The sequence below is a fragment of the Pseudoxanthomonas taiwanensis genome, from assembly GCF_010093135.1.
GTDB classification, from domain to species: domain Bacteria; phylum Pseudomonadota; class Gammaproteobacteria; order Xanthomonadales; family Xanthomonadaceae; genus Pseudoxanthomonas; species Pseudoxanthomonas taiwanensis.
In genome coordinates this window covers 13,204-26,383 of the sequence record NZ_PDWK01000007.1, presented here as the reverse complement: position 1 = coordinate 26,383, position 13,180 = coordinate 13,204, and the positions used below count along the sequence as shown (strand labels likewise).

Below are 13,180 nucleotides of genomic sequence, written 5' to 3'. Positions count from 1 at the left end.
CAGGCACAAAGATCCTCCCCATGCCCTTCGTCGTCACCGAAAACTGCATCAAGTGCAAGTACACCGACTGCGTCGAGGTGTGCCCGGTCGACTGTTTCCACGAGGGGCCGAACTTCCTGGTGATCGACCCGGACGAGTGCATCGACTGCACCCTGTGCGAGCCCGAATGCCCGGCCAAGGCGATCTTCCCGGAGGACGACGTGCCGGCCGGCCAGGAGCCGTTCGTGGCGCTCAACGCCGAGCTGGCCAAGGTCTGGCCGGTGATCAACGCGCGCAAGGAGCCGCTGCCGGACGCGGCCGAATGGGACGGCAAGCCCAACAAGCTGCCTTTGCTGGAGCGCTGAGCCGGCGCCGGGGATGTTCCCGCGCGCGGATGCGAAGAAGGCGCCCCGCGGGCGCCTTCTGCTATGTGCGGCGGGCGGGACGGCTCAGTCGGCCAGGGCCGCCTGCAGCGCGGCGATCAGCTGCACCGCGGCCTCGCCGGTGGCCGGCACGCCGCGCGGATCCACCGCGGAAACGTAGGCGCCGCCCTCGACCTCGCTCACCCGCACCAGGAAGTCGCTGCCCCGGTAGGACACGTCGTAGCTGCCCAGCACCTGGGCGCGGGTGGCGATGGCCACGCCGGCGATGCCCGCCAGGGCGGGGCCCACGCGCTCGAACACTTCGTCGCGGGTGCCGCGGACGACGAAGCCGCTGGCCGAGGCGGTGGGCGCCGGCGCGGCCGGACGCTGCGCCGCCTGCCCGCCGGCGGCCGGCGGCAGGGCCATGGCGCCGGAGGTGTCCGGCAGGGTCAGGTCCGGCGGCACTTCCAGCGGACGCTGTTCCTGGACCAGGGCGTAGTCGCCGCGCGGCCCCTTGCGGAACCAGGAGCAGCCTCCCAGCGACGCGGTCACGGTGATGGCCATGAGGATGGCCGCGGAAGCGCGGGCGACGCGGGAAGACACGGACATCGGCAATCTCCGTCAGACGTTGGGATGGGTCAGGCCGGCGGGCGGCCACACAGGTGTTCGAGTTCGCGGACCAGCGCGGCCATGCGTGCGGCCTCGTCGTGGTGCCGCTCCGGCAGCGGCAGCAGCGGCAGGCGCACGCCGTGGCCGAAGCCCAGGCGCTGCAGCAGCGCCTTGACCGGGATCGGGTTCGGCTCCACTGCGCAGAAGGCGTGCAGCGGCGCCAGCCGCGCGTCCCAGTCGGCCACGGCGGTGGCCTCGCGACGGCGGGCCAGCTCGCACAGGCGCTTGTAGGCCGCCGGGGCGGCGTTGGAGCCGACCGAGACCAGGCCGTCGGCGCCGGCCAGCAGCGCGCGCGCGGCGGTGGCGTCGCCGCCACCGAGCCCGGCGAACCCCGGCCCGCGCAGCGCCAGCAGCGCGGCGATGCGCGCGGAGTCCGGGAGCGCCTCCTTGATGCCGACGATGTTCCCGTGCCCGGCCAGGGCCGCCACCGTCTCCGGCAGCATGTCCACGCCGGTGCGCGAGGGCACGTTGTACAGCACCACCGGCAGCCCGCCCTGCTCGGCCACCGCGCGGTAGTGCGCCACCAGGCCCTCCTGGGTCGGCCGCACATACGGCGGGGTGACCACCAGGGCGGCATCGGCGCCGATGGCGGCGGCGCGCCGGGTCAGGGCGATGGTGCGCGCGGTGCCCGACTGGCCGGTGCCGGCCAGCACCTTCACCGCGCCGGCGGCGGCCGCGACGGCCGTCTCCAGCAGCGCGTCGTACTCGCCCTCGTCCAGCATCGCCGCCTCGCCGGTGGAGCCGGCCACGACCAGCCCGTCCACGCCGGCGGCCAGCTGCCGGTCCAGCAGCCGGCGCCAGGCGTCGAGGTCGAGCGCGCCGGCCTCGGTGAACGGGGTCGCGAGCGCGGTGATGAGGCCGGTGAGGTGCAAGGCGGACGCTCTTTTTTTCCTGCGGTTCGCGCGTGCCGCGGACCGCCTCGGGGGACGGAGGATCATACTTGCGGCCCGAAAGCACGGGCAAGTATGCTGGACAAGGCAAAACGGCCCTTCGGCCGCCAGCCATTCAGCCTCCCGCAAATGCCGGAAGTCTCCTTGACCGACAACAAGCCCCGGCCTTCGCCGAACGAAAACCACCTCCTGATCAACGCCTACACGACGCATCCGGAGTCGCCGCTGCTCGCGGTGACGCGGCGGATCGCCGACAGCGGCTGCAACTTGGTGGACGCGCGGCTGGCCACGGTGGGGCGCGACGTGTCCATGACCGCGCTCGCGGTCGGCTCCTGGGACGCGGTGGCCAAGCTGGAAGCCATGCTCCCCCGCCTGGAGCGTGAGGAAGGCCTGCGCCTGAACTGGTACCGCACCGCCGCCAAACAGCAGCAGTCCAACCTGCTGCCGTACATCGTCGAGGTGGTGGCCGCAGACAAGCCGGGCATCCTGTTCCAGCTGGCCGACTTCTTCGATCGCCAGGGCATCACCATCGAGAACCTGCAGAGCACCCGCTACCGGGCCATGCAGACCGGCGCGGAGATGTTCTCGGCCCAGGTGACCATTGGCGTGCCCTCGAACATGCACATCGCCGCCCTGCGCGACGACTTCCTCGAGTTCTGCGACCACCTGAACCTGGACGCGATCATGGACCCGATGAAGTTCTGAGGCGGCGATGCAGGCAGCCGCGCACCCCACCGCCCGCAGCCACCCCCCGGAGCCGCACGCATGATCGGCGAAGGCGACCAGCTCGACCGCACCACCCTTGACCTGCCGCTGGCCCTGTCCGGCGGCGCGCAGGCGCGCCTGGCCGACTACGCCGGGCAGTGGCTGGTGCTGTACTTCTATCCCAAGGACTCCACGCCCGGCTGCACCACCGAGGGTCTGGAGTTCAACACCCTGCTGGCGCAGTTCAAGCGCAACGGCGCGGCGGTGCTGGGCGTGTCGCGCGACTCGGTGCGCTCGCACGACAACTTCTGCGCCCGGCAGGGCTTCCGCTTCCCGCTGGTCAGCGACGCCGACGAGAAGCTGTGCCAGGCCTTCGGCGTGATCCGCGAGAAGAACATGTACGGGCGCAAGGTGCTGGGCATCGAGCGCAGCACCTTCCTCATCGCCCCCGACGGCCGCGTCGCCCGCGCCTGGCGCGGGGTCAAGGTGGCCGGCCACGCCCAGGCCGTGCTCGACGCCCTCAAGGAAGCGCGCCGCCAGTGACCTTCCGCACCGCCCCTCCGCGCCGTCGCCCTGCCCCGCAGGCCGCGACGGTTCGCCCCTGCGCGGCGTTCCCCGCGGTGCCGCGCCCCGCCCTCCCGACCAGGAAGCCACGATGACCCGAGGCAAGCGCATCTACGTGCTGGACACCAACGTGCTGATGCACGATCCCACCGCGCTCTTCAGGTTCGAGGAACACGACGTCTACCTGCCCATGCAGGTGATCGAGGAGCTGGACAGTGCCAAGAAGGGCACCTCCGAGGTCAGCCGCAACGCGCGCCAGGTCAGCCGCTTCCTCGACGAGCTGATCGAGGGCGCCGGCGCCGAGCAGATCGAGTCGGGCATCCCGCTGGTGCATCCGCAGGGGCTGCAGCTGCGCCGCTCCGGCAAGGCACCGGGCCGGCTGTTCTTCCAGACCCGCGGCACGGGCAACGGCAACGGCTTCGGCAGCGCCCTGCCGGACAACCGCATCCTGGCCGCGGTGCTGGCCCTGCGCGAGTCGCGCGCCGGGGTGCCGGTGGTGCTGGTGTCCAAGGACATCAACCTGCGGATCAAGGCCGCCATCTGCGGCCTGGTGGCCGAGGACTACGAGAACGACCGCGCGCTGGACGACTTCAGCCTGCTTTACACCGGCGCCACCGAGCTGCCGGAGGACTTCTGGAAGCGCCACGCCGGCGACCTGCGCTCCTGGTCCGAGCGCGGCCGCACCTGCTACGAGGTGGCCCTGCGCGAGGACGAGGCCTGGCACCCGAACCAGTTCCTGTACCTGCCCGGCGAGGACGAGGTCGAGCTGCGCGTGGCCAGCGTGGCCGACGGCAAGGCCGTGCTGACCCTGGTGGACGACTTCCGCACCGGCCAGCATGCGGTGTGGGGCATCACCGCGCGCAACCGCGAGCAGAACTTCGCGCTCAACGCGCTGATGGACCCGGACATCGACTTCGTCACCCTGCTGGGCACCGCCGGCACCGGCAAGACCCTGCTGGCGCTGGCCGCGGGCCTGGCCCAGACCATGGACCAGCAGCGCTACCGCGAGATCATCATGACCCGCGCCACGGTCAGCGTCGGCGAGGACATCGGCTTCCTGCCCGGCACCGAGGAGGAGAAGATGACCCCGTGGATGGGCGCGCTGACCGACAACCTGGAAGTGCTCACCCATCCGCAGGAAGGCGGCTCGTGGGGACGCGCGGCCACCAACGACCTGCTGGCCAGCCGGATCAAGATCCGCTCGCTCAACTTCATGCGCGGCCGCACCTTCCTGTCGCGCTACCTGATCCTGGACGAGGCGCAGAACCTCACGCCCAAGCAGATGAAGACCCTGATCACCCGTGCCGGCCCGGGCACCAAGATCGTCTGTCTGGGCAACGTGGAGCAGATCGACACGCCCTACCTGACCGAGACCACCTCCGGCCTGACCTACGCCGTGGACCGCTTCAAGGCCTGGCCGCACAGCGCCCACGTGACCCTGCGCCGCGGCGAGCGCTCGCGCCTGGCGGATTTCGCCTCCGAGGTGCTGTGACGGGTACTTGATGTCAAAAACATCATTGGTGATGTCTTCTGCTTGCATCACCAGGGCTGCGGCCGGATAATGGCCGGCTTGGAAGTCCGGCCATGATCACCGCCGCCCAATTGCGAGCCGCCCGTGCCCTGCTCGGCATCGACCAGCGCCGCCTGCCGGCGTGTCCCTGCCCACCATCCAGCGCATGGAGGCCAGCACCGGCACCGTGCGCGGCGTGGTCGACACCCTGACCAAGGTGGTCGGCGCGCTCAACGCCGCCGGCATCGAACTGATCGGCGAGGACCAGCCCAGCACCGGCCGCGGTCGCGGCGTGCGCCTCAAGGACCCGGCCTGATGCGCCGGCAGGCTCTCGCACAGGCATGAACACGCGGCTGCCACGCTGGGTGTGGGTGGGTGCGATCACCCTCGCCGGCATCGCCGGCATGGTCAACGCGGTGGGCTTCCTCGGCTTCGAGCACCTGGCCGTTAGCCACCTCACCGGCACCACCACGCAGTTGGGCACGGCGCTGGCCGACGGCAACTGGCGCGCGGTGCGTCACCTGTGGGCGGTGCTGATCGCCTTCAGTCTGGGCGCGATGCTCAGCGGCCTGGTCATCCAGGACAGCACCCTGCGCCTGGGCCGGCGCTACGGCGTGGCCCTGGCCCTGGAGGCGGCGCTGCTGCTGGCGGCGATCCCGCTGTTCCTGCGCCAGCAGCTCAACGGCGCGCTGCTGGCGGCGATGGCCTGTGGCCTGCAGAACGCGATGGTGACCACCTACAGCGGCGCGGTGGTGCGCACCACCCACCTGTCGGGCATGTTCACCGACCTGGGCATCGGCCTGGGCCACCTGCTGCGCGGCCTGCCGCTGCCGATGCGCCGGCTGACGCTGAGCGGCCTGATCATCAGCGGCTTCCTGTGCGGCGGTATCCTCGGCACCTGGGGCTTCCGCGCGTTCGGCTACCACGCCCTGGCCATCCCGGCGGCGCTGACCGGCGCCACCGGCATCGGCTACGTCATCTATCGCCACCACGCCCTGCGTCTGCTGCGCCGGCCGGGCAGCACGCCCGACGACAGCGGCGCCCCGGAACGGGAACATCGACGGGAGGGGTAATGGACGCCACCCGGCTGCGCACCTACCTGCAGCAGTTCGAACCCAAGCTGTGGACCACCCTGCGCGAGGGTTACACCCTCCAGCACCTGCGCGCGGACGCGCTTGCCGGCCTGACCGTGGCCATCGTCGCCCTGCCCCTGGCCATGGCCCTGGCCATCGCTTCGGGCACGACGCCGGAGAAGGGCCTGCACACGGCGATCATCGCCGGCTTCCTGATCTCCGCGCTGGGCGGCTCGCGGGTCCAGATCGGCGGTCCCACCGCGGCCTTCATCCCGGTGGTGTTCGTGGTCATCCAGAAGTTCGGCTACGGCGGGCTGATCCTGTGCACCCTACTGGCCGGACTGATGCTCGTCGCCGCCGGCCTGCTGCGCCTGGGCACGCTGATGAAGTACATGCCGCAGCCGGTGATCACCGGCTTCACGGCCGGCATCGCCGTGACCATCTTCTCCTCGCAGGTCAAGGACGCGCTGGGCCTGCGGATGGAGCAGGTGCCGGCCGAGTTCACCGAACGCTGGGCCGCCTACGCCGCGCACATCGCCACCACCCAGCCGGCCACCGTGGCCATGACCGTGCTCGGCCTGGCGGTGATCGTCGGCCTGCGCTACTGGAAGCCGAAGTGGCCGGGCTTCCTGATCGCGCTGCTGGTGTGCACCGTGGCCACCACCGCCTTCGGCCTGCCCACCGACACCATCGGCAGCCGCTTCGGCGAGCTGCCTTCGGCGCTGCCCAGCTTCGACTTCCCGCGCATCCCGTTCGAGCGCACCTTCGAGCTGCTGCCCAGCGCCTTCACCATCGCCTTCCTGGCCGGCGTGGAATCGCTGCTGTCGGCGGTGGTCGCCGACGGCATGACCGGCGGCCGCCACCGCTCCAACGGCGAGCTGGTGGCGCAGGGCGTGGCCAACGCGGCCTCGGCGCTGTTCGGCGGCCTGCCGGCCACCGGCGCGCTGGCGCGCACGGCCACCAACATCCGTGCCGGCGCGCGCTCGCCGGTGTCGGGCATGCTGCACGCCGGCTACCTGCTGCTGTTCATGCTGCTGCTGGCGCCGCTGATGCGCTACGTGCCACTGGCCGCGCTGGCCGCGGTGCTGCTGGTGGTGGCCTGGAACATGAGCGAGTACGAGCACTTCCGCACCACCCTGTCGGCGCCGTGGGGCGACCGCGTGGTGCTGCTGCTGACCTTCTTCCTGACCGTGTTCTTCGACCTGACCGTGGCCATCGAGGCCGGCGTGGTCGTAGCCGCGCTGGTGTTCATGTACCGCATGTCCGAGTCGGTGGAGATCAGCTCCGGCGTGCGCGCCACCGACGACGACCTGGACGATGCGGCCGCGCGCGCCCGCGACGAGCAGCAGCGCCTGCGCCTGCCGCCGGGCGTGGAGGCGTACCAGATCGGCGGCCCGCTGTTCTTCGGCGCGGCCAACCGCCTGGACAGCCTGCTGGACCAGTTCTTCGAAAAGCCGAAGGTGCTGATCCTGCGCATGCGCCTGGTGCCGGTGATCGACGCCAGCGGCGTGCACGCCCTGCGCAAGCTGGCCGAGCGCTGCCACCGCGAGGGCATCGTGCTGGTGGTCTCCGGCCTGCAGGAGCAGCCGAACCGGGTGCTGGTGCAGATGGGCATGGAGGGCTGGACCGGCGGCCTGCGCCTGGCCTCCAACTTCGACCGCGCCCTGAAACTGGCCCAGTCCATCGTCGGCGCCTCCGCGGACCACCCACGATCCGCGCCTGGCGCGGCACAATGAGGCCATGCAGACCCCAACCGTGATCTCGGCCCTGACCATCGCCGGCTCCGACTCCGGCGGCGGCGCGGGCATCCAGGCCGACCTGAAGGCCTTCGCCGCCAACGGTGTGCACGGCCTGTCCGCGCTGGCCGCGCTCACCGCCCAGCACACCCGCGGCGTGACCGCGGTGCACGTGCCGCCGGTGGAGTTCCTGGAGGCGCAGATCGACGCCTGCTTCGAGGACTTCGACATCCGCGCGGTCAAGCTGGGCATGCTGGCCAGCGCCGCGGTGATCGAGACCGTGGCCCGCGCGCTGGAGAAGCACCGCCCGCCGCACGTGGTGCTTGACCCGGTGATGGTGGCCACCTCCGGCGCGCGCCTGCTGGAGGAGGACGCGCTGCACGCGCTGCGCACCCGCCTGCTGCCGCTGGCCACGGTGGCCACCCCCAACCTGCCCGAGGCCGAGCTGCTGCTGGGCCGGAAGATCCCGGACCTGGAGGCGATGGCCGAAGCCGCCGCCGCGCTGCGTGCGCTCGGCGCCTCGGCCGTGCTGCTCAAGGGCGGGCACCTGCAGGGCGGCGGCGAGGTGGTGGACATCCTGGCCGACGCCGAGGGCGAGCTGCGCACCGCGCATCCGCGCCTGGCGCTGGACGCGCACGGCACCGGCTGCACGCTGGCCTCGGCGGTGGCGGCCAACCTGGCCCGCGGCCTGCCCCTGCGCCAGGCCTGCACCGCCGCGGTGGACTACGTGCATGCCGCGCTGCGCGCCCACTACCGCCCCGGTCGCGGCGACGTGGCCGTGCTCGACCATTTCGCCACCCTGCCCGGCCGATGAGCGCACAGGACCGGGAGATCGCCGTCCGGGCCGCGGACGGCCACCGCTGGACCCTGCTGGCGCGACTGCCCCGGCAGCCGCGCGCGCGCCTGCTGTGGCTGCCGGCACTGGGCGTGGGCGCGCGCCACTACCTGCCGCTGGCCGATGCGCTGGCCGCGCTGGACATCGCCGTGTGGCTGCACGAGTGGCGCGGCAACGGCAGCAGCTCGCTGCGCGCCTCGCGCGAATGCGACTGGGGCTACCGCGAGCTGCTCGCCCTCGACCTGCCGGCCAGCCTGGCCGCGCTGGACGGCGGCGACGCCGCGCCGCTGCTGCTGGGCGGGCACAGCCTCGGCGGGCAGCTGGCCTGCTGCTTCGCCGGTCAGCATCCACGGGCCTTCGCCGGTCTGTGGCTGGTGGCCAGCGGCACCCCGTGGTGGCGCAGTTTCCCGCGTCCGCGCCGCTGGCTGCTGCCGGCGGCCTACCGCTTCCTGCCGTGGCTGGCACGGCGCCAGGGCGCGCTGCACGGCCGCCGCATCGGCTTCGGCGGCACCGAGGCGCGCGGCCTGATCGCCGACTGGGCCAGGGTCGGCCTGACCAACCACTACGCCGCCGCGGGCCTGGACGCCGACCTGGAGGCCGGCATGCACGGCCTGCGCCTGCCGGTGGCCGGCGTGGTGCTGGAGGACGACTGGCTGGCCCCGCGCAGCTCGCTGCAGGCGCTGCTGGACAAGCTGCCGCAGGCAACGGCCTCGATCATCCACCTGGATGCACGTAAACTTGGCGTGCCCGCGGACCACTTCGGCTGGATGAAGCAGCCGGCCCGCCTGGCCCGGGCACTGGTCCACGAATTTTTTTCACGGACCGCGGCGCAGACCGTTGACGAACGCTCACGGGATCCCGCATAATTTCCATCCTCGCAGCGCGCCCGTAGCTCAGCTGGATAGAGTACCTGGCTACGAACCAGGCGGTCGGGAGTTCGAATCTCTCCGGGCGCGCCACTTTTTCAGAAGGCTGCCGACGGAAACGTCGGCAGCTTTTTTTTTGCCCCGCCGGCTTGCCGGATCACGCCGCGGGGCCCAGGCGGCGCGGTGCCGGTCGCGCCGCGCTGCTGCCGCCCCCTGCCTGCGCCTGTGCCGCTCCGCCGGCCTCGTGCAACGCGCGGCTGGACGAGGGAACACGCGCGACGCGCCGACCCGCATCCACAACCACGCCTGCCTCATGCGGGTGTCCGTCGGGCGCGCCACGCGCGGCCGGGGCGCACGCACGATGTCGCCATCGCCGACATCGACCGCCTCGAGTCCATCAACGACGGCCATGGCCGGGCCACCGGCGACCAGGTGCTGCGCGAGGCGCGCACAGGATGGGCGCAGTGCCGCGCGGACACGACCGGCACCGCGACGGCCCAGCGCCCACGCAGGGGGCATGTCGCGGGCAACAAAAAAGCCGCTGCAACCAGCGGCATGGAGTCAGCCTGGCCAGGAACATGCGGCCAGGCACAGGCCTGGCCGCAGGAGACCTGCCGGCCGGACATGGCGCAAAACGTGGGATGGGACGCCCCGGAAAACCGAAAGCCCGCATCTCTCTGCGGGCTTTCAAGGCTTGAACTGGCGGAGTGAGAGGGATTCGAACCCTCGATAGAGCTTTTGGCCCTATACTCCCTTAGCAGGGGAGCCCCTTCGGCCTCTCGGGCATCACTCCGTATCGGCCCCGCGGGCGCTTCGCCGCGGGCCGCGAAAGGATACAGGCTGCGGCGTCGCCGGGCAAACCTTTCCTGTCACTCGCCGCTGCCGCCGGCCGCCTCGCCGGAGGCCGGCTGCTCGCCGCGCTGGATGCGCTGGTAGATCTCTTCGCGGTGCACGGCCACGTCCTTGGGCGCGGTGATTCCGATCCGCACCTGGTTGCCCTTGACCCCGAGCACGGTGACGGTGATCGAATCGCCGATCATCAGGGTTTCGCCTACGCGGCGGGTCAGAATCAGCATTGTGGTCAGTCTCCATGGCGCCGGCGAACCTCGGCTCGCTGCGCGTCGGTTCGGTGGGGGAAGCCGCGCTAAACCATCGCAAGGACTGCCCGGCAGTGCCCGGCAAAGGGTGGAATCCTAAGGCCCCCACCCTCGCACCGACAAGAGTCGCAAGTCGCGCCGATCCCTACTGCAGGCGCTCCCGGACCCAGCCGGGCACCTCCTCGAGCGCAAGGGCAAGGGCGGGCCCGTCCTCGCCACCACCCTGGGCCAGGTCCGGGCGTCCGCCGCCCTTGCCTCCGATCCGACCGGCCCCGTGGGCCAGAAGTTCGCCGGCCCTGACCCGCCCCGTTGCGCTGCCGTTCACGCCCGCCACCAGCGCGGCCTTGCCGTCCTTCGCGCCGGCCAGGACCACGACCACGTCGCCCAGCTGCTGCTTGAGGCGGTCCACCGCTTCGCGCAGGGCCTTGGCGTCGAAGCTCTCCAGGCGCGCGGCCAGCACCTTCACGCCGGCCACGTCCACGGCCGAGGACGCCAGGTCGGCGGTGGCGCCGGCGGCGGCCTTGGCCTTGAGCGACTCCAGCTCGCGCTCCAGGCGCTTCTGCTTCTCGGCCAGCTGGCGGATCTTCTCCACCAGGTCGGCCGGGCTGCCGCCCAGCAGGCCGGCGGCCTGTTGCAGGCGCCGCTCCTCGGCGGCCACGTGGTCCAGCGCGGCCTGGCCGGTCAGCGCCTCGATGCGGCGCACGCCGGCGGACACGCCGCTCTCGCTCACGATCTTGAACAGGCCGATGTCGCCGGTGCGGCCCACGTGGGTGCCGCCGCACAGCTCCACCGACGGGCCCATCTTCACCACGCGCACGCGCTCGCCGTACTTCTCGCCGAACAGGGCGATGGCACCGGCGTCGATGGCCTCCTGCATGCCCATCTCCTGCACCACCACCGGGTGGTTGGCGCGGACCTCGGCGTTCACCCGGCGCTCGATCTCGGCCAGCTCCCCGTCGGCCACCGGCTGGAAGTGCGAGAAATCGAAGCGCAGGCGGTCGGGCGCCACCAGCGAGCCCTTCTGCGCCACGTGCGTGCCCAGCAGGCCGCGCAGCGCGCCGTGCAGCAGGTGGGTGGCCGAGTGGTTGAGCACGGTGGCGGCGCGGCGGGCACTGTCCACCGAGCCGGCCAGCAGGTCGCCGACCTTCAGCGCGCCGCGCACCAGGCGGCCGATGTGCCCGTGGAACTGGCCGGCGAACTTCTGCGTGTCCTCCACCGCGAACTCGACGCCGGAGGCGGCCAGCACGCCGGTGTCGCCGACCTGGCCGCCGGACTCGGCGTAGAACGGAGTGCGGTCCAGGATCACCACGGCCTGTCCGCCCTCGTCCACCGCCTGCACCGGCACTCCGTCCTTCAGCAGCGCCACCACGCGCAGGTTGTCCGCGTCCAGGCGCTCGTAGCCCAGGAACACGGTCGGGGTCAGCTGCGCCACCAGCTCGGCCGGCAGGCCGGTGGTGTTGGCGAACTTGCCGGCCGCGCGCGCGGCCTCGCGCTGGTGTTCCATCGCGGCCTCGAAGCCGGCCATGTCCACACTCATGCCGCGCTCGCGCGCCATGTCCGCGGTCAGGTCCACCGGGAAGCCGTAGGTGTCGTACAGGCGGAACACGTCCGCACCCGGGATCACGCCGCCCTCGGCGCGCGCGGCCACCTCCTCGAAGATGCGCATGCCCGAGTCCAGGGTCTCGGCGAAGCGCTCCTCCTCGGCCTTGAGCGCGCGCACGACCATGTCGCGCGCGGCCGGCAGCTCCGGATAGGCCTCGCCCATCTGCTCGATGAGCGCGTCCACCAGCTTGTGGAAGAACGGCTGGCGCACGCCCAGCATCCAGCCGTGGCGCAGGGCGCGGCGGATGATCCGGCGCAGCACGTAGCCGCGACCCTCGTTGGAAGGCAGCACGCCGTCCACGATCAGGAAGGCGCTGGCGCGGATGTGGTCGGCGATCACGCGCAGCGACTTGTTCTCCAGGTCGGTCGTGCCGGTCAGCTCGGCGGCCTTGCGGATCAGCGCCTGGAACAGGTCGATCTCGTAGTTGCTGTGCACGTGCTGCAGCACGGCGGCCAGGCGCTCCAGGCCCATGCCGGTGTCCACGCAGGGCGCCGGCAGCGGCACCAGGGTGCCGTCGGGCTGGCGGTCGAACTGCATGAACACCAGGTTCCAGATCTCGATGAAGCGGTCGCCGTCCTCGTCCGGCGAGCCCGGGGGACCACCGGGGATCTCCGGGCCGTGGTCGTAGAAGATCTCGGTGCAGGGGCCGCACGGGCCGGTGTCGGCCATCTGCCAGAAGTTGTCCGAGGCGTAGGGCGCGCCCTTGTTGTCGCCGATGCGGATGATGCGGTCTTCGGGCAGGCCGACCTCGTCGCGCCAGATGGCGTAGGCCTCGTCGTCGGTGTGGTACACGGTGACCAGCAGCCGCTCCTTCGGCAGCTTCCACACCCCGGTCAACAGCTCCCACGCCCAGGTGATGGCCTCCTTCTTGAAGTAGTCGCCGAAGGACCAGTTGCCCAGCATCTCGAAAAAGGTGTGGTGGCGGGCGGTGTAGCCGACCGAGTCCAGGTCGTTGTGCTTGCCGCCGGCACGCAGGCAGCGCTGGACGTCGGCCGCGCGCACGTAGCTGCGCTTTTCCGCGCCCAGGAACACGTCCTTGAACTGGACCATGCCCGAGTTGGTGAACAGCAGGGTCGGGTCGTTGCCGGGCACCAGCGGCGCGGACGGCACGATGGTGTGGCCCTTGTTCCGGAAGAACTCGAGGAAGTCGGCGCGGATGCGCGCGGTGGTGAAGGTGGTGGGGGTCATCTGGCTTCGGCTGGGGACGGGTCCGGCCGGGACGGCGGCCCGCGCCTGCCCGGAAGAACATGAAATCGACCTGCAAAGGGTAGCAGAGCGCGGCGCGCCTACG

The 13,180-nt window shown here is 71.7% G+C and carries 13 protein-coding genes and 2 tRNA genes; 10 read left to right on the top strand and 5 right to left on the bottom strand.

Translation table 11 applies throughout. The annotated features are described in order from the left end of the window. The first annotated feature begins 20 nt into the window (after positions 1-20). Positions 21-344: a ferredoxin FdxA gene (gene fdxA / locus CR938_RS02460; RefSeq protein ID WP_162123490.1), complete on the top strand. Its 324-nt coding sequence runs from the start codon at positions 21-23 to the stop codon at positions 342-344. An 84-nt stretch (positions 345-428) separates the two neighbouring features. Here the strand turns inward: fdxA and CR938_RS02455 are convergent, their stop codons facing one another. Next, on the bottom strand, positions 429-950 hold the full coding sequence (locus CR938_RS02455) for a hypothetical protein (RefSeq protein WP_162123489.1): 522 nt from the start codon (positions 948-950) through the stop codon (positions 429-431). A 29-nt stretch (positions 951-979) separates the two neighbouring features. After that, a complete protein-coding gene (gene dapA, locus CR938_RS02450; RefSeq protein ID WP_162123488.1) occupies positions 980-1,882 on the bottom strand; it encodes a 4-hydroxy-tetrahydrodipicolinate synthase in 903 nt (300 codons plus the stop codon). Between the two features lie 147 nt (positions 1,883-2,029). On the opposite strand from dapA, the gene CR938_RS02445 reads away from it, so the two are divergent. The 9 genes from CR938_RS02445 to CR938_RS02405 all read left to right on the top strand — a co-directional run bounded on the left by CR938_RS02445 (position 2,030) and on the right by CR938_RS02405 (position 9,282). Then, positions 2,030-2,605 (top strand): glycine cleavage system transcriptional repressor, encoded by a 576-nt coding sequence (locus tag CR938_RS02445; RefSeq protein WP_211365158.1) that lies wholly within the window; start codon positions 2,030-2,032, stop codon positions 2,603-2,605. A gap of 60 nt (positions 2,606-2,665) precedes the next feature. Next, complete coding sequence (locus tag CR938_RS02440; protein ID WP_211365157.1) at positions 2,666-3,148, top strand: peroxiredoxin; 483 nt, start codon at positions 2,666-2,668, stop codon at positions 3,146-3,148. Between the two features lie 112 nt (positions 3,149-3,260). Continuing rightward, on the top strand, positions 3,261-4,661 hold the full coding sequence (locus CR938_RS02435) for a PhoH family protein (RefSeq protein ID WP_162123486.1): 1,401 nt from the start codon (positions 3,261-3,263) through the stop codon (positions 4,659-4,661). A 160-nt stretch (positions 4,662-4,821) separates the two neighbouring features. Continuing rightward, positions 4,822-4,995 (top strand): hypothetical protein, encoded by a 174-nt coding sequence (locus tag CR938_RS02430; protein ID WP_246190939.1) that lies wholly within the window; start codon positions 4,822-4,824, stop codon positions 4,993-4,995. Positions 4,996-5,020: 25 nt separating this feature from the next. After that, on the top strand, positions 5,021-5,752 hold the full coding sequence (locus tag CR938_RS02425; RefSeq protein ID WP_162123485.1) for a YoaK family protein: 732 nt from the start codon (positions 5,021-5,023) through the stop codon (positions 5,750-5,752). Continuing rightward, on the top strand, positions 5,752-7,488 hold the full coding sequence (locus tag CR938_RS02420; RefSeq protein WP_162123484.1) for a SulP family inorganic anion transporter: 1,737 nt from the start codon (positions 5,752-5,754) through the stop codon (positions 7,486-7,488). Before CR938_RS02425 ends, CR938_RS02420 begins: the two co-directional genes overlap by 1 nt. 4 nt (positions 7,489-7,492) lie before the next feature. Continuing rightward, positions 7,493-8,302: a bifunctional hydroxymethylpyrimidine kinase/phosphomethylpyrimidine kinase gene (thiD, locus tag CR938_RS02415; protein ID WP_162123483.1), complete on the top strand. Its 810-nt coding sequence runs from the start codon at positions 7,493-7,495 to the stop codon at positions 8,300-8,302. Continuing rightward, on the top strand, positions 8,299-9,189 hold the full coding sequence (locus CR938_RS02410; RefSeq protein WP_162123482.1) for an alpha/beta fold hydrolase: 891 nt from the start codon (positions 8,299-8,301) through the stop codon (positions 9,187-9,189). The genes thiD and CR938_RS02410 overlap by 4 nt, the downstream gene beginning before the upstream one ends. A gap of 16 nt (positions 9,190-9,205) precedes the next feature. After that, positions 9,206-9,282, top strand: a tRNA-Arg gene (locus CR938_RS02405). Positions 9,283-9,889: 607 nt separating this feature from the next. On the opposite strand, the gene CR938_RS02400 is transcribed toward CR938_RS02405, so the two are convergent. From CR938_RS02400 to alaS, 3 genes are all read right to left on the bottom strand, one after another. Continuing rightward, positions 9,890-9,982, bottom strand: a tRNA-Ser gene (locus CR938_RS02400). A 76-nt stretch (positions 9,983-10,058) separates the two neighbouring features. Next, a complete protein-coding gene (gene csrA / locus CR938_RS02395) occupies positions 10,059-10,265 on the bottom strand; it encodes a carbon storage regulator CsrA (protein WP_162123481.1) in 207 nt (68 codons plus the stop codon). Positions 10,266-10,431: 166 nt separating this feature from the next. Then, positions 10,432-13,077 carry an alanine--tRNA ligase gene (gene alaS / locus CR938_RS02390; protein ID WP_162123480.1) on the bottom strand — a complete coding sequence of 882 codons (2,646 nt, stop codon included), beginning with the start codon at positions 13,075-13,077 and terminating at the stop codon, positions 10,432-10,434. Between the last annotated feature and the right edge of the window lie 103 nt (positions 13,078-13,180).

What these genes read in the sequence shown, in the direction of transcription:
- csrA (WP_162123481.1), bottom strand. Translation starts at nt 10,265, where the DNA reads ATGCTGATTCTGACCCGCCGCGTAGGCGAAACCCTGATGATCGGCGAT.
- CR938_RS02425 (WP_162123485.1), top strand. Translation starts at nt 5,021, where the DNA reads ATGAACACGCGGCTGCCACGCTGGGTGTGGGTGGGTGCGATCACCCTC.
- CR938_RS02435 (WP_162123486.1), top strand. Translation starts at nt 3,261, where the DNA reads ATGACCCGAGGCAAGCGCATCTACGTGCTGGACACCAACGTGCTGATG.
- CR938_RS02410 (WP_162123482.1), top strand. Translation starts at nt 8,299, where the DNA reads ATGAGCGCACAGGACCGGGAGATCGCCGTCCGGGCCGCGGACGGCCAC.
- fdxA (WP_162123490.1), top strand. Translation starts at nt 21, where the DNA reads ATGCCCTTCGTCGTCACCGAAAACTGCATCAAGTGCAAGTACACCGAC.
- CR938_RS02455 (WP_162123489.1), bottom strand. Translation starts at nt 950, where the DNA reads ATGTCCGTGTCTTCCCGCGTCGCCCGCGCTTCCGCGGCCATCCTCATG.
- CR938_RS02440 (WP_211365157.1), top strand. Translation starts at nt 2,666, where the DNA reads ATGATCGGCGAAGGCGACCAGCTCGACCGCACCACCCTTGACCTGCCG.
- CR938_RS02420 (WP_162123484.1), top strand. Translation starts at nt 5,752, where the DNA reads ATGGACGCCACCCGGCTGCGCACCTACCTGCAGCAGTTCGAACCCAAG.
- alaS (WP_162123480.1), bottom strand. Translation starts at nt 13,077, where the DNA reads ATGACCCCCACCACCTTCACCACCGCGCGCATCCGCGCCGACTTCCTC.
- thiD (WP_162123483.1), top strand. Translation starts at nt 7,493, where the DNA reads ATGCAGACCCCAACCGTGATCTCGGCCCTGACCATCGCCGGCTCCGAC.
- CR938_RS02445 (WP_211365158.1), top strand. Translation starts at nt 2,030, where the DNA reads ATGCCGGAAGTCTCCTTGACCGACAACAAGCCCCGGCCTTCGCCGAAC.